Annotated in this window: 22 protein-coding genes; 10 read left to right on the top strand and 12 right to left on the bottom strand. The window is 72.4% G+C overall.

Features of this window, described 5'->3' with window-relative positions; all coding sequences use genetic code 11:
- Both ACWDS7_RS12890 and ACWDS7_RS12885 read right to left on the bottom strand, forming a co-directional pair.
- A partial coding sequence (locus ACWDS7_RS12890; RefSeq protein ID WP_451929417.1) for an MFS transporter occupies positions 1-1,288 on the bottom strand: 1,288 nt, incomplete at its 3' end.
- Positions 1,285-1,890: a helix-turn-helix domain-containing protein gene (locus ACWDS7_RS12885; protein ID WP_451929416.1), complete on the bottom strand. Its 606-nt coding sequence runs from the start codon at positions 1,888-1,890 to the stop codon at positions 1,285-1,287. The genes ACWDS7_RS12890 and ACWDS7_RS12885, both read right to left, overlap by 4 nt.
- A 399-nt stretch (positions 1,891-2,289) precedes the next feature.
- Here ACWDS7_RS12885 and ACWDS7_RS12880 point away from each other — a divergent pair, with 399 nt between their 5' ends.
- Positions 2,290-2,709 carry a hypothetical protein gene (locus tag ACWDS7_RS12880; RefSeq protein ID WP_451929415.1) on the top strand — a complete coding sequence of 140 codons (420 nt, stop codon included), beginning with the start codon at positions 2,290-2,292 and terminating at the stop codon, positions 2,707-2,709.
- A 90-nt stretch (positions 2,710-2,799) separates the two neighbouring features.
- On the opposite strand, the gene ACWDS7_RS12875 is transcribed toward ACWDS7_RS12880, so the two are convergent.
- Positions 2,800-3,030 (bottom strand): hypothetical protein, encoded by a 231-nt coding sequence (locus tag ACWDS7_RS12875; RefSeq protein WP_451929414.1) that lies wholly within the window; start codon positions 3,028-3,030, stop codon positions 2,800-2,802.
- 169 nt (positions 3,031-3,199) lie between these two features.
- On the opposite strand from ACWDS7_RS12875, the gene ACWDS7_RS12870 reads away from it, so the two are divergent.
- A complete protein-coding gene (locus ACWDS7_RS12870; protein ID WP_306874196.1) occupies positions 3,200-3,769 on the top strand; it encodes a TetR/AcrR family transcriptional regulator in 570 nt (189 codons plus the stop codon).
- A gap of 35 nt (positions 3,770-3,804) precedes the next feature.
- Positions 3,805-4,383 (top strand): DUF4865 family protein, encoded by a 579-nt coding sequence (locus tag ACWDS7_RS12865; RefSeq protein WP_451929413.1) that lies wholly within the window; start codon positions 3,805-3,807, stop codon positions 4,381-4,383.
- Positions 4,384-4,401: 18 nt separating this feature from the next.
- Here ACWDS7_RS12865 and ACWDS7_RS12860 read toward each other — a convergent pair whose 3' ends face one another.
- On the bottom strand, positions 4,402-5,052 hold the full coding sequence (locus ACWDS7_RS12860; protein WP_451929412.1) for a LysE family translocator: 651 nt from the start codon (positions 5,050-5,052) through the stop codon (positions 4,402-4,404).
- Positions 5,053-5,398: 346 nt separating this feature from the next.
- On the opposite strand from ACWDS7_RS12860, the gene ACWDS7_RS12855 reads away from it, so the two are divergent.
- Positions 5,399-5,863, top strand: a complete 465-nt coding sequence (locus ACWDS7_RS12855; RefSeq protein WP_306874205.1) for an Lrp/AsnC family transcriptional regulator — start codon at positions 5,399-5,401, stop codon at positions 5,861-5,863.
- A 66-nt stretch (positions 5,864-5,929) separates the two neighbouring features.
- Here the strand turns inward: ACWDS7_RS12855 and erm are convergent, their stop codons facing one another.
- From erm to ACWDS7_RS12835, 4 genes are all read right to left on the bottom strand, one after another.
- A complete protein-coding gene (erm, locus tag ACWDS7_RS12850) occupies positions 5,930-6,769 on the bottom strand; it encodes an ErmE/ErmH/ErmO/ErmR family 23S rRNA (adenine(2058)-N(6))-methyltransferase (RefSeq protein WP_451929411.1) in 840 nt (279 codons plus the stop codon).
- 350 nt (positions 6,770-7,119) lie between these two features.
- On the bottom strand, positions 7,120-8,214 hold the full coding sequence (locus tag ACWDS7_RS12845; RefSeq protein ID WP_451929410.1) for a winged helix DNA-binding domain-containing protein: 1,095 nt from the start codon (positions 8,212-8,214) through the stop codon (positions 7,120-7,122).
- Between the two features lie 133 nt (positions 8,215-8,347).
- On the bottom strand, positions 8,348-9,145 hold the full coding sequence (locus tag ACWDS7_RS12840) for a GNAT family N-acetyltransferase (protein WP_451929409.1): 798 nt from the start codon (positions 9,143-9,145) through the stop codon (positions 8,348-8,350).
- A 52-nt stretch (positions 9,146-9,197) separates the two neighbouring features.
- Entirely contained in the window at positions 9,198-9,743 is a 546-nt protein-coding gene (locus ACWDS7_RS12835; RefSeq protein WP_451929408.1) for an MOSC domain-containing protein, read from the bottom strand.
- Positions 9,744-9,861: 118 nt separating this feature from the next.
- On the opposite strand from ACWDS7_RS12835, the gene ACWDS7_RS12830 reads away from it, so the two are divergent.
- The gene (locus ACWDS7_RS12830; RefSeq protein WP_451929407.1) at positions 9,862-10,623 is read left to right on the top strand and encodes a TetR/AcrR family transcriptional regulator; all 762 of its coding nucleotides are present in this window, start codon (positions 9,862-9,864) and stop codon (positions 10,621-10,623) included.
- Here ACWDS7_RS12830 and ACWDS7_RS12825 read toward each other — a convergent pair.
- Complete coding sequence (locus ACWDS7_RS12825) at positions 10,601-11,137, bottom strand: GNAT family N-acetyltransferase (protein WP_451929406.1); 537 nt, start codon at positions 11,135-11,137, stop codon at positions 10,601-10,603. The two genes, ACWDS7_RS12830 and ACWDS7_RS12825, sit on opposite strands and share 23 nt — an antisense overlap.
- A 493-nt stretch (positions 11,138-11,630) precedes the next feature.
- On the opposite strand from ACWDS7_RS12825, the gene ACWDS7_RS12820 reads away from it, so the two are divergent.
- Together ACWDS7_RS12820 and ACWDS7_RS12815 are read left to right on the top strand one after the other, a co-directional pair.
- Positions 11,631-12,281 carry a lysophospholipid acyltransferase family protein gene (locus ACWDS7_RS12820; protein ID WP_306874225.1) on the top strand — a complete coding sequence of 217 codons (651 nt, stop codon included), beginning with the start codon at positions 11,631-11,633 and terminating at the stop codon, positions 12,279-12,281.
- Positions 12,282-12,352: 71 nt separating this feature from the next.
- Positions 12,353-13,984: a penicillin-binding transpeptidase domain-containing protein gene (locus ACWDS7_RS12815; RefSeq protein ID WP_451929405.1), complete on the top strand. Its 1,632-nt coding sequence runs from the start codon at positions 12,353-12,355 to the stop codon at positions 13,982-13,984.
- Between the two features lie 46 nt (positions 13,985-14,030).
- Here the strand turns inward: ACWDS7_RS12815 and ACWDS7_RS12810 are convergent, their stop codons facing one another.
- Positions 14,031-14,312 (bottom strand): DUF3040 domain-containing protein, encoded by a 282-nt coding sequence (locus ACWDS7_RS12810; RefSeq protein WP_306874230.1) that lies wholly within the window; start codon positions 14,310-14,312, stop codon positions 14,031-14,033.
- Positions 14,313-14,519: 207 nt separating this feature from the next.
- A complete protein-coding gene (locus tag ACWDS7_RS12805; RefSeq protein WP_451929404.1) occupies positions 14,520-15,917 on the bottom strand; it encodes a sensor histidine kinase in 1,398 nt (465 codons plus the stop codon).
- A 426-nt stretch (positions 15,918-16,343) separates the two neighbouring features.
- On the opposite strand from ACWDS7_RS12805, the gene ACWDS7_RS12800 reads away from it, so the two are divergent.
- Entirely contained in the window at positions 16,344-19,559 is a 3,216-nt protein-coding gene (locus tag ACWDS7_RS12800) for a S41 family peptidase (RefSeq protein WP_451929403.1), read from the top strand.
- Here the strand turns inward: ACWDS7_RS12800 and ACWDS7_RS12795 are convergent.
- The gene (locus tag ACWDS7_RS12795) at positions 19,531-20,484 is read right to left on the bottom strand and encodes a helix-turn-helix transcriptional regulator (protein ID WP_451929402.1); all 954 of its coding nucleotides are present in this window, start codon (positions 20,482-20,484) and stop codon (positions 19,531-19,533) included. The genes ACWDS7_RS12800 and ACWDS7_RS12795 overlap by 29 nt on opposite strands.
- A gap of 80 nt (positions 20,485-20,564) precedes the next feature.
- Here ACWDS7_RS12795 and ACWDS7_RS12790 point away from each other — a divergent pair, with 80 nt between their 5' ends.
- Positions 20,565-21,311: an alpha/beta fold hydrolase gene (locus ACWDS7_RS12790; protein ID WP_451929401.1), complete on the top strand. Its 747-nt coding sequence runs from the start codon at positions 20,565-20,567 to the stop codon at positions 21,309-21,311.
- 7 nt (positions 21,312-21,318) lie between these two features.
- Positions 21,319-21,585 carry an AbfB domain-containing protein gene (locus tag ACWDS7_RS12785; RefSeq protein ID WP_451929400.1) on the top strand — a complete coding sequence of 89 codons (267 nt, stop codon included), beginning with the start codon at positions 21,319-21,321 and terminating at the stop codon, positions 21,583-21,585.
- The last annotated feature ends 241 nt before the right edge of the window (positions 21,586-21,826 follow it).

The raw sequence follows: 21,826 nt of genomic DNA, 5'->3' as shown, positions 1-21,826 counted from the left end.
GGGGCCCCTCCCCCGGCGCCGGGGGCGCGGCGGCCTGCCGGGGCGAGGCCGGCAGGTCGCGGTGGCGGCGGATCGGCGAGAACCACAGGATCAGCCCGGCCAGCGGGACCCCCGCCGTCATCACCCACATCGCCGGGCGGTCCCCCAGGACGGTGCCGAGCGTGCCGCCGAGCAGCGCGCCGAGCGGGATGGTCCCGTAGTTGAGGAACGCGGTGCTCGCGGTGAGCCGGCCGAGCAGTCCGGGCGGGCAGTAGCTCTGCTGGAAGCTCGCCTTGATGACGTTGCCGGCCACCACGCCGGCGGAGACGCAGAAGCCGCCGACGACGTACAGCAGCAGACCGGCCCCGTCGAAGGTGAGCGGGATGAGCAGGGCGAAGACGGCCAACCCCTGCTCGAACAGCAGCGTCGCACGGGCGGTGCCGATCCTCACGGCGGCCCGGCGGGCGGCGAAGGCCCCGGCGACGCCGCCGGCGCCGGCGGCCGCGATCAACCCGCCGACGGTCCCGGGGGCCAGGCCGACGTCCCGGACCAGGAAGACCACCTGGATCGACTGGTAGCCCATCAGGGCGAGGTTGGAGGTGGCCCCGAAGAGCGTCAGCGTCCGGAACCAGGGATCCCCGGCGACCAGGCGCAGCCCCTCGCCGATCTCCCTGGCCAGCGCTCTGGGCCGCCGTTCCGTCCTGGCCGGGCGCGGCTCGCGGTGCCGGATGCCGGCCAGGCAGAGCAGGGACACCAGGAACGTCGCGGCGTTGGCGGTCAGCCCGTTCACCGCCCCGGCCAGCTGCGCGACCAGGCCGCCCGCCCCGAGCCCGGCGATCTGCGCGGCCGAGGCGCTCCCGTGCAGCTTGGCATTGCCTTCGGACTGGTCGCCGGGCTCCAGGATGGAGGGGAGATAGGCGCTGTAGGCGGTCTGGAAGAACACCGCCGCCGTGCCCGCCAGCAGGGCGACGGCCACAAGCAGCCCGATGCTCAGGACGCCGGACCACGCCGCGACCGGGACGCAGGCGAACAGCAGGAAGGAGACGGCCGCGGCGGTCAGCATGATCGGTCTGCGGCGCAGCCGGTCCACCCAGACCCCGGCCGGCAGGGCGACGAGGAGCCAGGGCAGCCAGGCGGCGGCGGTCAGCATGCCGACCTCGAAGGTGCCGGCGTGCAGGACGGAGACGGCGACCAGCGGCATCGCCACCCCCGTCACGGAGGCGCCGAACTTGCCCGCGACCTCGCCGCACCACAGCAGCCGGAAGTCGCGGTGGCGGCGCAGCAGGCCGCCACGCGTGTCCTGGCTCACGCGCCGCCACGCTCCCTGCGGGGAAAGGACTGGAGCTGCACGATGACGGGGAGCGCGTCCGGATCGGGCTCGGCGTCCGGGTCCGGGAGGCACCGCTCGACGACGGCGGTCAGCTCCTCGTTCAGCGCGGCGAGCTGAGCCGGCGTCATCCGCAGTTCACTCCAGGCGGAGACGGTCCGGGCGTCGCGCCACCGGTCGTCCCAGTCCTCGGTGAGGGAGTCGACGACCCGGCTGAAGTGCTGGCTCACCAGTTCGTGCAGGTAGACAGAGAGCGCGCCCCGGGTGTCGGGGTCGTCGCGGAACTCGGCGGTGTTGAGCACCGTCCGGTCCCTCGCCACCCGCCACCAGCGCTCGCGCCTGGTGCCGCGTCCGGCCTCCTCCTCGATGAAGCCGTGCTCGGCGAGGTGGCGCAGGTGCCAGCTGACGGTCCCGGTCTTCTCCCCCAGCCGCTCGGACAGGACCGCGGAGGTCGCGGGACCGTCGAGCCTCAGCAGCTCCAGTAGCTGCATGCGCAGTGGGTGCGCCAGCCCGCGCAGGCTGCGGGCGTCGATTGTCCGGACGGGCCGGGAGGCTCCGGCCGCGGGGCCAGGGTCGTCGATCATGCCCGCCACCATAACTTGCAGAGGGTCCTCTGCATAGTGGTGTTGGCAGAGTGTCCTCTGCAAGTTGGGGTCCGGTCCGCGCCTCCGGCGAGGTCGGGCGGGAGCGGCGGGGCCCGGCGCACGGGTACGGCCGGCCGGGCGGCGGCCAGGGGTGGATCAGCCAGGAACGGGCCAGCCGGACAGGCGGGCGGGCGTGCTCTCCCGCAGACCCCGTCCTGAAGGCCCCTCCCTCCGAGGCCCTCCGAGACTCCTCCCCACCGGCACCACAGCCGCCCCTTCTCCCGGGCCCGGAAGGCCATGGAAGGCCCCGCGAGGTTCAAGAAACGATCAATAAGCGGATGACCTGTGAGAACTGGGGAAAGAGCATGCTTTCTGCCCCGTCGACCACTGCGAGGACTCATGCGGATCCTGACCCGTCCCCATCAGTTCCCGGTCCGGCTCGCCGCCGGCGCCTTCATCCTGAACTCGGGGCTGACCCTGGCGGACTCCTACAAGGACAGCGCGGCCCACATCCACGGGATGGCGGCGACGGCCTACCCCTTCCTGAAGGGCATGGACCCCGAGCAGTTCACCCGGTGGCTCGCCAAGGGGCAGATCGCCGTCGGCACGGCGCTGCTGGTCCCGCTGGTGCCGTCGCTGCTGGCGGGCGCCGCGCTCACCGCCTTCGCCGGCGGCCTGGTCGGCCTCTACCTGCGGACGCCGGGCCTGCGGCAGGAGGGCAGCCTGCGTCCCACCCAAGAAGGGCTCAGCGTCGCCAAGGACGTCTGGCTCCTGGGGATCGGCACCGGCCTGGTCGTCGAGGAGCTCACCCGCGACTGAGCCGGCCCCGCGACCGAGCCGGCCGGGCGCATCCGGCCCACCCCCGCACGGCCCGGCCCTTCACGCACGAGGGTCCCACCGGCCGCGGGCTCACCTCGCCAGCAGCGTGTACAGCCCGAGGCCGACCCCCGCGACGACGATCAGGAAGCACACCCCGGCGAGGAGAAGGGGGAGCGGCCGCCGGTCGCCAGGCCCGCCTCTTCCGAGGCCGGCCGACAGCTCCGCGAGGCCGAGCGCGTAGATCGCGACCAGGCCCACGCCACCGCCGACCCCGGTCACCATGACCTTCCAGACCGCGGCCAGTTCGACGTACCTGTTCATGACATCGGCCCTCCACCAGCACTCCCAAGGGTCTCCCTGATCACCTCCGGCGCCGGGTAACCCCTGCGCGCCGTAAAAGTTTCCGGCGCTCCCGCCTCTCCGGCGGCGCGGGGACCCGGTCGCCGCCGGGGCGCTTGAGACTGTACCTACTAGTATGTACAGTCATGGCATGAGCACTCCGGAACGTCTGATCGAGAGCACCCGAGAACTGCTCTGGGAACGGGGCTACGTCGGCACCAGCCCCAAGGCGATCCAGCAGCGGGCGGGTGCCGGCCAAGGCAGCATGTACCACCACTTCTCCGGCAAGCCCGACCTCGCGCTGGCGGCCGTACGGCGCACCGCCGAGGAGATGCGCGCCACGGCCGAGGCACAGCTGTCCGGCCCCGGGACCGCGGTCGAGCGGATCTCGGCCTATCTGCGGCGGGAGCGGGACGTGCTGCGCGGCTGCCCGATCGGGCGACTGACGCAGGATCCCGAGGTCGTCGCCAGCCCGAGCCTGCGGCAGCCGCTGGAGGAGACCTTCGCGTGGCTGCGCGGCCGGCTGGCGGGGATCCTCGCCGAGGACCGGCCCCGGGACGGACTCGCCGCCGGCCTCGATCCGGACGACACCGCGGCCACGATCGTCGCCGTGCTGCAGGGCGGCTACGTCCTGGCCAGGGCCGCCGGCTCGGCCGAGCCGTTCGACCGGGCCGTCAACGGTGTGCTCGGCCTGCTCACCGCCCGCACCACGGCCGCCTGACGGCCCCGCAGGAGAGGTCCTCTCCCATGTACGCCATGCAGTACGAGATCACGCTGCCCGCCGACTACGACATGGACGTCATCCGCCGCCGGGTGGCGACGAGAGGCTCGGCCCTCGACGCCTTCCCCGGGCTCGGGCTCAAGGCGTTCGTCATCCGCGAACGCGGCAGCGGCGGCTCGTCGGTCAACCAGTACGCCCCGTTCTACCTGTGGGCCGGGATCGGCGGGATGAACCGCTTCCTGTGGGGCGGCGCCGGATTCGGGGGGATCGTCGACGACTTCGGCCGCCCCGAAGTCCGGCACTGGACGGGTGTCGCCCTGGAACGGGGTCCCGCGCACAGGGCCGTCCCCCGCGCGGCCACCCGCCGCACCGAGCCGATCCCGGCCGGCGCCGACCCGGCCCCGGCGGTGGAGCGGGCGCTGGGCGAGCTCCGGCGGCAGGCCCGCGCCGAGGGCGTGCACACCGGCGCCCTGGCGGTCGACCCCCGGAGCTGGGAGCTGGTCCACTTCACCCTCTGGGAGCACGCCGCCCCGGAGACGGCCGACACCCGCTACGAGGTGCTCCACCTGTCGGCCCCGCACCTCGCCGACATCGGGACGGGCCGGCAGTGGTAGGCCGCCGCCGGCCGCACGTCAGCCGGACTCGGCCGCCAGGCGGACGCCGAAGCCGATGAACACCACTCCGGTCAGCTGCTCCATGCGACGGCGGACGGCCGGCCGGGTGAGGCCGCGCCGCATGAGGCTCGCGGCGAGGACCACGGACGCGAACCACACCATGCCCAGCAGGTTGTGCAGGGTGACCAGGAGCAGGGTCGCGGGCAGCACGGGGACGTCCGCGGGGATGAACTGCGGCAGCAGGGTCATGTAGATGACCCCCACCTTGGGGTTGAGCAGGTTGGTCACGAACCCGGTCCGCATGAGCGCCAGAGCCCGGGCGGGAGCACCGGGGAGCCCGTCCGCGAGGCCGTCCGGGCCGGCGGATCCGTCCGGGCCGGTGGGACGGCGGGCGTTCCAGAGCGCGCGCACCCCGAGCCAGACCAGGTAGGCGACGCCGGCGATCCGCACGGCGGTGTAGGCGATGTCGGAGGCGGCCAGCAGCGCGGTCAGGCCGAGCGCGGTGGCCACCCCCCAGGTGTAGCAGCCGAGGGTGACCCCCAGCCCGGCGAGGAAGGCGGCTCTGCGGCCCGAGGAGATCGTGGTGCGGAGCACGATCACGGTGTCCGGCCCGGGAGAGACGGTGAGGATCAACGCGACGAGCATGAAGGCGAGAGCGGAGGCGATCACCCCAGAAGTGTAGATTCCCGCCGAAAGACGGTATCCGCCGCCTGTGCCGCCGCGCAGCTACGCCTCCGTACAGCTGTGCCACCGTGCAGCGGCAGCCGTTCGGTCAGCGCGGTGACCCGGTCGCGGGGCCGAGAACGGCCACCGCGACGTGGTCGACGTCGTCGGCGGCGGCTGTCACCGCCAGCGCCGGCTCAACCCTCGCGGATCACCAGGACCAGCGTGGCCGTCAGCTCCAGCTTCGTGCTCCTTCAAACGGACGGCTCAGCAAGGGACAAAGTAGCCATGTAGCCGTCAAATCTTGCTATCAGGCGCACGTTTGACTGGGACGAGTGCCATTATCCCGGCCATGGACGAACTTGATACGGAGATCATCCGACTTCTGCAGACAGATGCGCGGCAGTCGAACCGGGAACTGGCCCGTAAGCTCGGGGTCGCCCCCTCCACCTGCCTGGAACGGGTCCGCACGCTCACCCGGCGCGGCGTGATCCGGGGCTACCACGCCGACATCGACCACGCCGCGCTCAACCGCGGCGTGCAGGCCATGGTCTCGGTCCAGGTGCGCCCGCTGAGCCGGGCCGTCATCGAGACCTTCAAGGACTCGGTCGGCGCCCTGCCCGAGGTGCTGAGCGTCTTCGTCCTGGCCGGCGGCGACGACTTCCTGCTGCACGTCGCCGTGCAGGACCTGGACCACCTGCACGCCTTCCTGCTGGACCAGCTCAGCCAGCGCCGTGAGATCTCCGGCTTCCGCACCTCGGTGATCTTTCAGCGGGTCCACAACACCGTGCTCACCCGCCTGCCCGATCCGGCGTGAGCCGTGTCCGGGGCCGGCCCTCGCGGACCGGCCCCGGACACTGCCGCACCGTCGGTGCGGCCACCGTCACCCCACGGGGTGGAGGTGGCCGAACAGGGTCAGCCACTGCTCGGGGTGGACGAACGCCACCACCGTGTCGGGCCGCACTCCCGCGGCCTCGAACGCGGCGTCCACCCGGCGGGCCGGATGGCGCAGCCTCAGCGAGGCGTGCAGCGAGCCGCCCACCCCGGCGAAGCCGTACTCGACGAACGCCCGGTAGGCGGCCGACGCCTCCCCGGGCAGCAGGGCCTCGGGCCGCCGCTCGACGCCCAGGATCGCCGAGTCGACCTGCGGCACCGGGCGGAAGCTCTCCCTGCCGATGCGTCCCAGCAGCCGCCAGGAGTACTCCGGCCAGGTCAGCACGGTCAGCAGGCTCCACCGGCCGAAGTCTCCGGTGCGCTTGCGCGCGTACTCCAACTGGGTGACGAGCGTCGCCGAGGTCAGCGCGGGCGCGGCCAGGCACCAGGACACGATCTTGGAAGTGATCGCGTAGGGGATGTTCCCGACGACCGCGAACGGCTCCCGGGGGGCGCGGGCCCTCAGGAAGTCTCCTCTGACCACCTTGACCGCGTCCTCGCCGCGGACGCTTCCGGCGAGCCTGCCCGCCAGCCGCGGGTCGATCTCATAGGCGACGATCTTCTTACAGGTCGCGGTCAGCGCGCGGGTGAGGACGCCCTCTCCCGCACCCGGCTCCAGGACCAGCCCGTGCGGCCCGGCGGCCTGGACCACCCGGTGCACGGCGTGCGGATCGATCAGGAAGTTCTGCGAGAGGACACGCCTGGCCCGGTCACGGTCGGTACGGCCACCGACGTTCCTGACCTGCTTCTGGGTGTGTGAATGGTCTCCGTGCGCGAAGGATTTCGCCACAGCTGTTGCCCTTTCGGGTCCGAGGTGAACAGGTCTCGGAGGCCCTGGGCGCACGCATCGGGGACACGCGGAGAAAAGAGAAAGGGGAAGGAGCGCGTCCTAGCGGGCCAGAGCCTGGCCACAGCGGGGACGCGTCACGAGGCCACCCATGAAGGGGGCGAAGCACATGCACATGGCACAGACGATACGGATCGTCTCACCGTCCGCGCAACGTGTTTTCGCGGCCCGGCCACCGGCCGGGCCGCGTTCCCGCGGTGGGACCCCCCCGCCCCGCGCCGGGCGCGCGGGCGGCTTTCAGGAGGCACGCCCGGCGGCGGAGGCCTGACCACGGCCCCGGCGGCCCGGCGCCGTCAGCCGAACCGGACGTCCCGGACCGCCGCGGACCCGGCGACGAAGTCCAGCATGCGCATCCCCTCCCGCTCCAGCGCGGCCCGCTCCTCCGCCGTCACCGGCTGGAACAGCTCCACCTCCAGCACCGCCTCGCCCCGCTTGCGGGCCACCTTCCACCTGCCCCGCACGAACCCGTCCACCAGCACGGTCGCCTTGATGATGCCGTTGACCGTGAAGACCTTCGCGCGATGCTCGTCGGCCATGATCCGGGTCCGGGTCCGCTCGCTGAACGACAGCAGCATGTTGTCGAACTCCGACAGGTAGCGCACCGGTGCGGGGGTGTCGGGACCGGGCCTGGACGCCTCGGGCAGGTCCACCAGCTCCGCGCCCTCCTCGGTCACGAAGGTCCGCAGCTCCATGCCCTTGACGACCTCGGCCAGCCGGGTCATGCCCGACCACTGCTGGATGTCCATCACCGCCGCGGGGCCGTAGGCGGCCAGATAGCGGCGGATCATCTCCTCAAGGGAGGCCCGCCCGTCCAGGGGGCGGCCCAGCCACGCCTCCGCGCTGGTGTGGGCGGGCTGCCCGCCCACGCCCCAGATGCCCCGGGGCGGCACCTGCACCAGCGCCACCGTGTTGCGCACGGCGTTGGCCAGGTCGGCCGGCGCGCGCTCCGGCCACCGCTCCCGCAACCGCTCCCCGAGCTCGCCGAAGGTGAGCGGCCCCTCCTCCACCAGGGCCCGGCCGGCGGCGGCGAGCTCGTCCAGGTCGAGCCCGGCCAGCCCCTTGCCGCGCGAGCCCAGCAGCGCCCGCACCAGCATCGGCCTCAGCAGCGGGCGCAGGGCCAGGCAGTCGTCCGCGGCGACCAGGTGGATGGTGGAGCGCATCAGGGCCAGCCGCACCACCTTGCGCTCGTGCAGCAGCCGAGACAGGTCCTCGTGGCCGAAGGCCGCCAGGCGGCTCCACAGCCCGATGTAGGGCGGGTCCGGCGCCTGGGCCTGCATGCCGTACAGGTGCCGGACCGCCTCGAAGGCCGGCAGCTCCGCCCGGCTCAGCAGCAGCTGGCGGTCCAGGGTGGCTCGGTTGAGCGCGCGCCTGTTGAGCACCTCGGGCATGCGTCTCCTCTTCTCAAGATCTTCCTCGGAGATCCATTCTAACAGAATGGAACAGTCCGTTCCAGAAAGTCTCGGCAGTGCGGAGCGTGCGCGACCTCCGCGGACCGCCCGCCGGACGCGTCGTCCCACCCGGTCAGGCGGTCGGCGGCACCCACACGTAGGGCGTCGTCGTGGCGACCGCCGCCAGGCCCAGCCTGGCCAGGATCGGCCGGCTGTCCTCGGAGGCGTCCACCTGCACCAGGCGGAACCCCCGGGCCACCGCCAGCCCCGCCCGGTGGGCCACCATCGCCCGGTAGACGCCCCGCCCCCGCCACTCCTTCAGCGTCGAGCCGCCCCACAGCGAGACGAAGTCCGTGCCCTCGTGGAAGCGCATCCACGCCGCGCAGACCACCCGCTCCCCCGCCTCGGCCAGCACCACCGCGCACCGGTCACCGGGCCCGGCCATGTCCCGCTCCAGGAGGTCGGGCAGCCAGCCCCGGTCGGCCTCCCAGACCGCCTCCTCCATCTCCCGGATCCGCTCCAGGTCGGCCCGGTCGGCCGCCTCCCGCAGCCGCACCCCCTCGGGCGGCACGGGGACCGTGGCCAGCCCGGCCGCCTCGCCCACCATGACGGTCTCGCGCTCCTCCGGCTCGAACCCCGCCGCGGCCAGCCGGACGGGCAGGTCCGCCGGCAGGTCGTAGCCGTGGTATTTCCACTCCACCGGCCGGCCGATCTCGGTGAAGAAGTCGCGCTGGGCCGCGATGAACGCGTCCAGCTCCGCGCCCTCCAGCCCGCCCAGGTCCCGGTAGGTCAGGGAGCCCTGCCCGTGCCCGTCGGAGACGATCCGCAGCACCGGCCCGACCCTCTCGACCGTACGGCCGGGCACCGGCCTGTCCCGCAGCTGTGCGTCATAGGCGTGGAGATAGGCCTGAGCCCGCGATGAGATGTCCATTGCGACCACCCAATCACAGCGCCGGCCGCCGGGGGGACCCGCGGCCGCCGGACTAGACCCGGTCCAGCGGCCGGTGCGGCGGCGCCGGCAGCTCCACCTCGATCGCGTCACCGGGCCGCACCTCGCCGCCGGCCACCACTACGCCCATCACCCCGGCCCTGCGGACCAGCTCGCCGGCCGGGCCCCGGCCCACGACCTGCTTCAGCAGGCCCGGCTGGAAGACGTCGATCTGCACGCACGGGTTGCGCAGCCCGGTGATCTCGACCACCGCCTCCTCCCCCAGCCGCAGCAGCGCCCCCACCGGGAGCCCGAGCAGGTCGACGCCCCGGGTGGTGACGTTCTCCCCCAGCTCGCCCGCCGCCACGGAGAATCCCGCGCCCGCCAGCTCGTCGTGGAGCTCGGCCTGGATCAGGTGGACCTGGCGCAGGTTGGGCTGGGTCGGGTCCTGGGCCACCCGGGAGCGGTGCTTGACCGTCACCCCGAGATGCGCGTCGCCTTCGACACCGAGCCCGGCCAGCAATCGGATACCCGGCTCGCGGGTCTTGGTGAAGGTGTGCGTGGCGCTACGGCTCACTGCTGTCACTCGTCCGTCATTCATGACACGATCCTGCCCTGTCCTGTATGCCGTGTCATAGCCGCGATCCGCGCCTTCATCGTCGTTCCCACCGGAATCGCCCTGCCCGCCCCGGGCCGCCGCGACCGATAGGCTCACCACGATGGAACACAGCGGCAAGGGGGATCCGGCACGCAGCCTGGCGCTGCTCTGGCGGACCAGCGAGCGGAGCAGCCGCAAGGGCAAGCCCGACCTGAGCGTGGACCGGATCGTGCGGGCCGGGATCGAGATCGCCGACGGCGAGGGGCTGGCCGCGCTGTCGATGCGGCGCGTCGCCGAGCGGCTCGGGGTCGGCACCATGTCCCTCTACACCTACGTGCCGGGCAAGGCCGAGCTGCTCGACGTCATGCTCGACACCGTGTACGGCGAGACGGCCCGCCCCCAGGACGTCGCCGGGGGCTGGCGGGCCAGGCTCACGCTCGTCGCCCGGGAGAACTGGGAGCTGTGCCGCCGCCACCCGTGGATGCTGCAGGTCGACATCGGGCGTCCGCCGCTGGGCCCCAACCTCATGGCGAAATACGACTACGAGCTGAGCGCGATCGCCGGCACCGGCCTGACCGAGATCGAGATGGACTCCGTGCTCAGCCTGGTCCTGGGCCACGTGCACAGCACCGTGCGCGGCGCGGTGTCGGCCGCGCGGGTCGAGCAGGACACCGGCGTCACCGACGAGCAGTGGTGGCAGGCCCACCGGCCGGTCTTCGAGAAGATCTTCAACCCGGCCAGCTACCCGACGGCGGTCAGGGTCGGCGGGGCGGTGGGCCAGATCTACCAGGCCGCCTACGTCCCGTCCGAGCAGCTCTTCGAGTTCGGCCTGGAGCGGGTGCTCGACGGCGTCGAGATGCTCATCGCCAGGCGTCGCGGCTGATCCGGTAGAGCACGTGCGGCCGGAGCGGGCTGCCGGCCGCGACCCGGGGGTGGTCGAAGTCGTCGGCCGGGTCCCGGGTCATGCCGAGGCGCTCCATCACCGCCCGGGAGCGCAGGTTGACCACGGCCGTCATGGAGACGATCTCCTCCTGCCCCGCCGGGCCGAAGCCGTGGTCGAGCGCCGCCCGGGCCGCCTCGCCGGCGTAGCCGTGCCCCCAGGCGGAGCGGGCGAGCCGCCAGCCGACCTCCAGCGCCGGGGTGAAGGGCGCCTCGAACCTCTGCCACGCCAGCCCGGTGAACCCGATGAACTCCCCCGTGGCACGCACCTCCAGCGCCCAGAGCCCGTAGCCGTGCTCGTCGAACGCCGACTCGATCCGCTCCACCATCGCGTCGGACCGCTCACGGCTCAGCGGCTCGGGGAAGTGCTCCATCACCTCGGGATCGGCGTTCATCGCCGCGAACGGCTCCAGATCGGCCTCCCGCCACCTGCGCATGATCAGACGTTCGGTCTCCACCGCGCCTCTCCTCGGGTCCTCGGGTCGTCGGCTCCCGCGGCGGCCGCGTGGGGACCGCGCCACGGGCGCATACGGAAACGGGCGGCCGGCCGCACCGGAGGGCCGTGACCTGCGGGGCGGCCGAACCGCCCGGCCACATCCGACACGCCGGGGCCCAGGGGTGGAATAACTACCGGCGGACGTCAGTTAGAGTAATCGTGCCGATGTGGTTTGTGTCCCCCGGGCCGCAAATTACCGCCTTCACGGAATACCGTTCGGCTGGAGCCGTGTTGTGCCTCTCGCCGAGGAGGCGACCGCCACATCGGCACTAGACGTCCGCCCCACGGGTGCTCCGGCACCCGTGGGGCGTTCTGTTTCTCCGGCTCCGCCCAGAAAAGGGGCGTGACTTTGGAGGAGGGCTACAAAGCTGGGGGCTCCGCTTGTGCGGCTGCGCACACCTGCCGCCCATCGAGCCACCACCTAGTGTGGTGAACCCGTCTCATGAGGAGAGCCCGTGCTCTATCGCCTGACCAAGATCGTCAGCACTCCTTTCCTGCAACTGCTGTGGCCCACCGAGGTCACCGGGGCAGAGCACGTGCCCTCTTCGGGCCCGGCCATCCTGGCCTCCAACCACCTGTCGGTCCTCGACTCGACCTTCCTGCCTCTGGTGCTGCCGCGCCAGGTCCGCTTCGTCGCCAAGGCCGAATACTTCACCGGCAACCCCGTCACCGCGGCGTGGATGCGGGCCACCGGCCAGCTCAGCATCGACCGGCAGAGCCCCACCGCGGCCCAGGACATGCTGGACACGGCCGCGCGGGTGCTCAAGGACGGCGAGCTGTTCGGGATCTACCCGGAGGGCACCCGCTCCCCCGACGGCCGCCTCTACCGGGGCAAGGTCGGGGTCTCCTGGCTGGCCCTGGCCACCGGGGCGCCGGTGATACCGGTGGCGATGACCGGCACCGACAAGGTGCTCCCGATCGGTGCCTCGGTGCCCAAGCTGGGCCGGGTCGGGGTGCGGATCGGCAAGCCGATGACGTTCACCGGCTCGGAGACCAGCGCGCGCGACCGGCGCCGGGTCACCGACGAGATCATGGCGGCGATCCGGGACCTGTCCGGGCAGGAGTACGTGCCGAGCTACACCCCCGCCCGCGGCCAGGCCAAATGATCATTTTCCGGAGTGCGCCGCGGGGGCCGCGCTAGGCTGCGCCCTTGGACTAAAAGACTGGGGGTAGTCAGGTGCCACGTGGTAGGACGATCGCGATCACATCGGTGACGGCCGTACTGGTGGCGGGGGCCGCCGGGGGCGGGGCCTGGTGGTTCCTGCACACCCGGGGGACCCCCCTGGAGACCGCCCAACGTTTCACCCAGGCGTGGCAGCGCGCCGACCTGGCCGCCATGCGCGCCGAACTCGGCGTGGCCGACCCCGCCTTCGGCCGGCCGTACGAGGACATGCGCAAGAGCCTGGCGGTCGAGGCCACCACGGTGCGGCTCGACTCGGTGCGCGAGACCGGCGACGACACCGGCCAGGCCACCTACACCGCCACGCTGAAGCTGAAGAACATCGGCGAGTGGAGTTACTCCGGCGTCCTCGACCTGGCCGTCGTCGACCGCAACTGGCGGGTCAAGTGGTCCCCGAAGGCCGTCCACCCCGACCTGACCGACGGCGGCACGTTCGCGCTGAAGACCAAATGGCCCGCGCGGGCGGGGATCGTCGCCGCCGGCGGCGAGCGCATCGACGGCGGCGACGCGGGCGGCTCGGTGCAGCAGCTCGTCGGCTATCTCGACAAGGCCACCGCCAAGGACGTCAAGGCGCTCGGCTCCTCCTACAAGGTGGGTGACGCGATCGGCCGGGGCGGGTTGCAGGAGACCTTCCAGCAGCGCCTGGCTGGCAGCCCCACCACCGAGATCCAGCTCGTCGGCGCCGACAAGAAGACCGTCAAGTCCCTGGGCAAGATCGAGGGAGAGAGCGGCGAGGCCGTGGAGACCAGCCTGGACCTGCGGGTCCAGCGGGCCGCCGCCGACGCGGTGCGCGACCTGAAGCAGACCGCCTCGCTGGTCGCGATCAAGCCGTCCTCCGGCGAGATCCTCGCCGTGGTGAACAACCAGGGTGGTTTCAACCGCGCCCTGGACGGCGCCTACCCTCCCGGCTCGACCTTCAAGGCCATCACCGCCGTCGGCCTGCTGGCCGAGGGGATGACCCCCGGCGAGCGGACCACCTGCCCCAAGGACGTCAACGTCGGCGGCCTGCCGATCCGCAACTCCCACCACGCCGGATACGGCTCGGTGACCTTCTCCGACTCCTTCGCCTACTCCTGCAACACCACCTTCGCCCCGCTGGCCCGGCAGCGGCTGAGCGCCGACAAGCTGCTGAGCACCGCGGAGCTGTTCGGCTTCAACAAGCCGCTCGGCATCGGCGTCCCGGCGGCGAAGGGCAGCATCCCCAAGGCCCGCAACGACGCCGAGCTCGCCGCGCAGTCCTTCGGCCAGGACCGGATCACCGCCAGCCCGCTGCTGATGGCCTCGGTTGCCGCCGCGCTGGCCGACGGCACCTGGCGCCCGCCGACGCTGGTCCCCTCCATGGAGCAGAAGGCCGAGCCGCAGGAGCTCCCGGAGGGCGTCACGTCCCCGATGCACCAGATGATGTCCGCGGTGGTCACCAAGGGCACCGCCAAGGACGCGGGCCTGCCGTCCGGCACCCGCGGCAAGACCGGCACCGCCGAGTACGGCGCGCAGGACGCGCTGAAGACCCACGCCTGGTTCATGGGCTTCCGGGGCGACCTGGCCTTCGCGGTCATCGTGGAGGAGGGCTCGGGCGGTGGCGCGGTCGCCGCCCCGGTGGCCGCGGACTTCCTGCGCGCTCTGGGCTGAGGCCCCACGGCGGCCCGCCCTGCCGTCGCACCGCCGGGCGGGAGCGCTACAGCGGGAGCGCGGCGGCCTCGTGCCGCAGGACCAGGACGAGCAGGGTGGTGATCAAGGTCGCGATCAGCACCCAGCTGACCATGATGATGACCGTCGAACGGCGGGGGGCCCGGCCGGACCCCCTGTCCTTCTTCGCGTCACGCCTGCGGCGGCCGTGCTCCTTGCGCTGGACACGCTCGTTGAACGACTCGAGCCGTGCCGCCAGCCGCGGGTCCTCGTCGATGAGGTGCCGCTCGATCTGCAGCAGTAGTCGCTCCTCGTCCTGCGACCAGGCCATGCCGTACCTCCCCGGAACGCAAGGCGTGTGCGGGTTTCCTGCCCAATCGTGAAGATCGTTATCCATTCCGAGCCCTGCGATTTACCGCTTCTTTCCGCGCCCGCCACCTGCCCCGGCGTGGCCGTCCCCGCGGGGCGTCCGGCCAGGCACAGCGGAGCGTCCGGCCAGGCACGGCGGAGCGTCCGGCCGCGCCCGGCGGGGCGTCCGCTAGGCGGTCGCCTCCGGTGCGCCCAGGCCGCCGCCTCGGGTCCCGGCCAGCGCGAGCCGTAACACGAACCGGGCCCCTCGCGGGCTGTCGGCGACGTACAGGCGCCCGCCGTAGGCCGACGCGATCCCCTTGGAGATCGCCAGCCCCAGACCGCTCCCTCCGGCGTCCCTGTTGCGGGAGGCGTCCAGACGGGTGAACCTGTCGAACACCCGCTCCCGGTCGGCCGGCGCGATCCCGTCGCCGTCGTCGATCACCTCCAGGACCGCCTCCCCCTCCTCCGCGCAGACCCTCACGACGATCTCCCGGTCCGCGTGCCGCTCGGCGTTGGCCAGCAGATTGGTCAGCAACCTCGCCATCTTGAGGCGGTCGGCGCGCACGACCACCCCGTCCGCCCGCTCGATCCTGATCGGCACGTGTCCGCGACGGCAGGCGACCTCCTCCTCGACGAACCGGCCGAGGTCGAGCGGCTCCACCCGGTCCGAGAGCGCCCCGGCGTCGAGTCTGGCGAGCTCCAGCAGGTCGCCGACGACCTCCTGCAGGCGCTCGACATCGTTCAGCGCCGCACGCGCGGTCTTCTCCCAGGGTTCCTCGCCGGGAGCGCCCAGGGCCACCTCCAGCCGGGTGCGCAGCCCGGTGATGGGGCTGCGCAGGTCGTGGGAGGCGTCGGAGACGAACCGCCGCTGGTTCTCCACGGCGTGCTGGAGGCGGTCGAGCGTGGAGTTCATCGTCTTGGCCAGCGCCGCCACCTCGTCGCCGGTGTCCGGCACCGGGACCCTCCGGCCCAGGCCCGTCGCGGTGATCTCGGCGGTCTCGGCCCTGATCGCCTCGACCGGGCGCAGGGCCCGGCCCACGGTCCGCCAGGTGCCCACGATGCCGCACAGGAGGACGAACAGCAGCAGCAGTGCCAGGGCCGACGGCAGGATCCATCCCGTGAAGTAGGGCACCGGCGCCGCCGCGTAGATCAGCACCTCTCCGTAGTAGGCGGTCCTGATGAGCACTCCGACGAGCTTGCCGCAGGGGGTGAGGTAGGGGCCGCACAGCTCGCCGTCCACCCGGCTGTCGCCGGCGACGGGGACGAGGTGGGAGATCCGCGGGGCGCCCGCCAACTCGGCGCCGGCCGCGATGACCCGGCCGTCACCCGGCCTGACCACCTGGATCAGGGACACCCCGCCCGGCCCGGTGGGGATCGGATCCGGCGCCGGGTTCCTGTAGAGGTGCACGCCGGTCATGCGCGCGGCCTGCGCCGCCTCCGCGGTGGCCCGGTCTCCCGCGTCGTCGCGCATGTGGGCCACCAGCACCGCGAAGGTCAGCCCGAGGATCACCGCCGTGATCGCCATGTTGACGCTCACGGCCCGGCCGCGCACCGAGCGCAGCAGCCGCCGCCACCTAGCCACCATCGGCCGCCCGGGCCGTCACAGAGCCCCCGGCCACCGCCCCGCACGGCGCCCAGGCGGCTTCGACGATGCGTATCCGCATGTCACAAGCATTCCAGCCAGGCTTTGAGTGCACCCCATCCCCCCGGGCATCCCCGCTCCCGCCTGCCCGGCGGTGCGGCTCACCCGTCGCGGAGGACGGGTGGTTAATCCCCTAAAGGGTACTAACCACCCTGATACGAATAAACAGGCTTATTGTCTGACTTAGCAATTGGGGGGACCGTGGCAGACGCCAAGAAGAAATCCGCCAAAGCCTCGGGCAAGCAGAAGAAGGCCGCGATCAAGGCGGTGCGCACGGCCAAGCAGGCCAAACGGAAGGATAAACGCTCCGAAAACCCATAAACCGGTCAAGGTGCTCGGAACGGACCGGGTGCCCGCAACCGTGAAATCATGATCGGGCGACCGGAGCACACCCCCCCGGTCACCCGATCATGGAGTGACATGATGTCCGCCTACCTGCGATTCCCGACGATCCTCGGCGAGACGGTCGTCTTCGCCGCCGAGGACGATCTGTGGATGGTGCCCGCCACCGGCGGGCGGGCCTTCCGGCTGACCGCCGGGGTGGCCGAGGCAGGTTACCCCCGCTTCTCCCCGCACGGCGACCAGCTCGCCTTCGCCGGACGCGAGGAGGGCCCGGAAGAGGTCTACGTGATGCCCGCCGACGGCGGGGCGGCCCGGCGGGTCACCTACCACGGGGCCCGCTCCACCGTCACCGGCTGGGACCCCGACGGCGCCATCCTGTACGCCAGCGACGAGGCCCAGCCCTTCGAGGGCCAGAAGTGGCTGCACCGCGTCCAGCCGGACGGGATCCCCGAGCGCCTGCCGTACGGCCCGGCCAACTCCATCTCCTACGGCCCGCAGATCGTGCTCGGCCGCAACACCGCCGACCCCGCCCGCTGGAAGCGCTACCGGGGCGGCACCGTGGGCGACCTGTGGATCGGCGCCGAGCGGTTCCGGCGGCTCATCGCCCTGCCGGGCAACCTGGCCTCGCCCTGCTGGGCCGGGGACCGGGTCTACTTCATCTCCGACCACGAGGGCGTCGGCAACGTCTACTCCTGCACCGCCGACGGCGGCGACCTGCGCAGGCACTCCGACCACGCCGACTACTACGCCCGCAACCTCTCCGGCGACGGCCACCGGCTGGTCTACCACGCCGGGGCCGAGCTCTACCTGGTCGAGGACGGGGAGTCCCACCACATCGGGGTCTGCCTGCGCAGCTCCCGCACCCAGCGCAACCGCCGCTTCGCCCCGGCCGAGGACTTCCTCGACAGCGCGACGCTCAGCCCGGACGGCAGCGGCCTGGCCATCACCACCCGGGGCAAGGCGTTCTCCTTCGCCGCCTGGGAGGGCCCGGTCCGCCAGCACGGCGCGCCCTACGGTGTCCGCTACCGCCTGCTGACCTGGCTGAACGACGGCGAGCGGCTCATCGCGGCGGCCAGCGACGACGGCGACCGCGAGGTGCTGACCGTGCTCACCGCCGACGGCGGCGCCGAGCCGGTCGGGCTCGGCCATCTCGACACCGGGCGCGTCACCGCGCTGGAGGTCTCCCCCAAGGAGGACCGGGTCGCGATCGCCAACCACCGCAACGAACTGCTCATGATCGACCTCACCGGGGGCACGGCGGCCGGCGCCGGGAGCACGGTGATCGACTCCAGCAGGTTCGGCGCGATCGAGGACCTCGCCTGGTCGCCCGACGGCCGCTGGCTCGCCTACGCCTGCCGGGAGACCGCGCAGACCATGGCCGTCAAGCTGTGCCGGGCCGAGACCGGCGAGACCTTCACCGCCACCCGCCCGGTGCTGTGGGACACCTGCCCCGCCTTCGACCCGGGTGGCGACTACCTATACTTCATCGGCCAGCGGGTCTTCAACCCGGTCTACGACGAGCTCCAGTTCGACCTGGGCTTTCCCCTCGGCTCCCGCCCCTACGCCATCGGGCTCCGCGCCGACGTCGGCTCCCCCTTCGTCCCCGAGCCCCGGCCGCTCAAGGACGACGACGAGGACGACGACGACGAAGAAGAGATCGAGGTGGTCATCGACCTGGAGGGCATACAGGACCGCGTCGTCGTCTTCCCCGTCCCCGAGGGGCGCTACGACCGCATCGCCGGGATCAAGGGCAAGGCCGTCTACCTGACCTTCCCCGTCGAGGGCAGCCTCGGCGACGACTACGCCGACTCCTCCGACGGCACGCTGCAGGTCTACGACTTCGCCGACCAGAAGCAGGAGACCCTGGTCGGGGACGTCTCGGAGTTCCAGCTCGGCCGCGACGGCGCCACCCTGCTCTACCAGTCGGGCAAGCGGCTACGGGTGATCAAGGCGAGCGAGGCGCCCGAGGACGACGACACGCCGGGCCGGGCCGGCGGATGGGTCGACCTGTCACGGGTCAAGGTATCCATCCGCCCGGAGGCCGAGTGGCGGCAGATGTTCCGCGAGGCCTGGCGGCTGCAGCGGGAGAACTTCTGGACCCAGGACATGGCCGGGATCGACTGGGAGGGCGTCTACCAGCGCTATCTCCCTCTGGTGGACCGGGTCACCACCCGGGGGGAGTTCTCCGACCTGCTGTGGGAGCTGCTCGGCGAGCTCGGCACCTCCCACGCCTACGAGAGCGGCGGCGCCTACCGGTCCCGGCCGCACTACCGGCAGGGCAAGCTCGGCGTCGACTGGTCCTTCGAGGACGGCCACTACCGGATCGCCCGGATCGTCAGCGGGGACCGCTGGGACCCCGGCGCCACCTCGCCGCTCAACCGCCTCGGGGTGGACGTACGGCCCGGCGACACCGTGCTGGCCATCAACGGCCAGCCGGTCGGGCCCCTGGCCGGCCCTGACGAGCGGCTGGTCAACCAGGCCGACGAGGAGGTCCAGCTCACCGTCGGGCGCGGGGAGGACAGGCTGACCTTCAACGTCAAGGCCATCGGCGACGAGCAGCCGGGCCGCTACCGCGACTGGGTGGAGGCCAACCGGGCCCACTGCCACGAGCGCAGCGGCGGCCGGATCGGCTACCTGCACATCCCCGACATGGGCCCGGAGGGCTACTCCGAGTTCCACCGCGGCTTCCTCACCGAGTACGACCGCGAGGGCCTGATCGTGGACGTCCGCTTCAACGGCGGCGGCCATGTGTCGGCCCTGCTGCTGGAGAAGCTCGCCCGCCGCCGCCTCGGCTACAACTTCCCCCGCTGGGGCATGCCCGAGCCCTATCCCGACGAGTCGCCGCGGGGGCCGATGGTCGCGATCACCAACGAGTGGGCCGGCTCCGACGGCGACATCTTCAGCCACACCTTCAAACTGCTGGGCCTGGGCCCGCTGATCGGCAAGCGCACCTGGGGCGGGGTGGTCGGCATCTGGCCCCGGCACCAGCTCGCCGACGGCACGGTGACCACCCAGCCGGAGTTCTCCTTCGCCTTCGACGACGTGGGCTGGCGGGTGGAGAACTACGGCACCGACCCTGACATCGAGGTGGACATCACCCCCCAGGACTATGCCCGGGGTGTGGACACCCAGCTCGACAGGGCGATCGAGGTGGCCCTTGGGCGCCTGCTCCTCCACCCCCCGCACACGCCCGATCCGGCCGACCGGCCGCGGCTCACGGTCCCGCGCCTGCCGCCTCGCTGAGCCGGCCGGCCAGCGCCCTGATCTCCCCGCGCAGCCCGTCCGGCGTGATCACGGTGAACGGCCAGCCGAGCCCGGCCAGCATCTGCGCCATCCCGTCCAGCCGCTCGGCCCTGGTCTCCAGCAGGATCCCGTCGGCGGTCTCGGTCAGCGTCGCCGTCGAGGCGGGGATCCTCCCCCGCGCCTCCTCCATGGTGGTGGCCAGCAGCACCTTCACCTCGTACCGGTAGGGCACCGCCGACAGCGATCCGACCACGTGCGCGACGGGGTCGAAGCCGTCCGGGGCGTCGAAGGAGCGCCCGGTCCCCGCGGCGCTCGCCACCCGGTCCACCCGGAAGGTCCTCACCTCCCCGCTGCCGTGGTCGAACCCGGCGACATACCAGCGGCCGGAGTGGAAGACGATGCCGTAGGGGTCCAGGTCGCGCTCGGAGGGCTCGCCCCGCCAGGACCGGTAGGCCAGCCGTACCGTCTGCCCGCGCCGGACGGCGTCGGCGAGCGCGAGCAGCGGCCCGGCCTTCGGGGCGCTCGCGGGCGCCGGCTCCCGGGTGTGCTCCAGCGTCGCCGACACCGCGGCGACCCGCTCGCGCAGCGCCTGCGGCAGCACCCGCTGGATCTTGGCCAGCGCGCTCTCGGTCGCCGTCTCCCCCACCGCGAGGCCGGTCCGCCGTCCGGCCAGCAGGCCCAGCACCACGGCGGTGGCCTCGTCGTCGGTGAGCATCAGCGGCGGCAGCTTGTAGCCCGGCAGGAGCCGGTAGCCCCCGTGGCGCCCGCGCTCGGCCTCCACCGGGACCCCGAGTTCGGACAGCCGCACCGCGTAGCGGCGCACCGTGCGCTCGTCCACCTCCAGCCGGGCGGCGAGCTCGGGTCCGGTCAGACCCGGCCGGGCCTGCAGGAGTTCCAGTAGCGCGAGCACGCGGGTGACGGTCATCGGAGATTCCTCAGAAATCAGGACTGGTTCTGTCCGGATTCGATCCTATGTTGAAATCAGTCGAAAGAAGAGAGAACGCGATGAGCACATATGTTCTGGTCCCCGGTTTCTGGCTCGGCGCATGGGCGTGGGAGAAGGTCGTCCCGGCGCTGCGCGAGGCCGGCCACGACGTCCGCCCGGTCACCCTCACCGGGCTCGGCGACCGGGCGCACCTGGCCGGCCCTGAGGTCGACCTGGAGACGCACATCCAGGACATCGTCGGCACCATCGTCTCCGCGGACCTGCGCGAGGTGATCCTCGTCGGCCACAGCGGCGCCAGCGCCGCGGTCACGGGCGCGGCCGACCGGATCCCCGAGCGCGTCGCCCGGCTCGTCTACCTCGACTGCGGCCCCGTGCCCGACGGCATGACGTTCATGGACCTCAACGAGCCCGACTGGAAGGCGTTCATCGAGACGCGGGTCGCCGAGCAGGGGGGCGGGACGAGCTACCCGCTGATCTCCTGGGAGGAGCAGGAACAGGCCGGGGCGAGCCTGGAGGGGCTGGGCGAGGCCGAACGCGAGTGGTTCGCCTCCCGCGCGGCGGCTCAGCCGTACGGCACCATGACCCAGCCGCTGACGCTGAAGGGCGGCGTGGACGGGCTGCCCAAGACGCTCCTCGCCTGCTCGTTGCCGCTGGAGCAGGTCCACGCGATGATCGCGGCCGGCCATCCGCTCTTCGCGGCGCTCGCCGGGCCGGAGTGGAGCTTCGACGCGGTGCCCACCGGCCACTGGCCGATGTTCTCCAAGCCCACGGAGACCGCGGCCGCGCTCGCCGCGCTGGGGCACTGAGATCGCGGTGGGGGCGGACGGTCCGCCCCCACCGCCCACCGGGCCGAGCGCCTCCCGCTACTCCTTCGGATCCCGCGACCAGCCCGGCCCGTTCCTGCGCCACCAGGACTTCCGCGTCCGGCCGGCCCCCCGCCAGACCACCGCGGCGTTGTGGCGGACCTCGACCGGTCCGCCCTGTGGCCCGGAGACCTCCAGGGCTTTGACCGGCCGCCACTCCTCGGGCCGGGTACGCGACAGAGGTACTCCAAGGCGAGTTTGCCGTTGGGCGGGGTGATCTGCAGCGGCGTGAAGGCGGGCGGACAGCCCGGCCAGTCGCTGCTCGGCGAACCGGCCCCTCCAGCAGCGGACGGTGTCCAGGTGCAGTCCCGTCTCGGGGGTCGAGCAGCAACCGAACGGCCAGTGACGTTAGCGAGTCGTCGGACCTGGGTTACCGCCACTGGCCGTTCTGATGCGGGTGGCACCGGGCGGGCAGGCATTCTGTCCCACCGCCTGCGCACACCGGAATCCTGGAAGTG

This window comes from Streptosporangium sp. NPDC003464, assembly GCF_053588315.1.
Note: the sequence above shows the minus strand (reverse complement) of the source record. Positions and strands in the feature narration are given on the sequence as shown.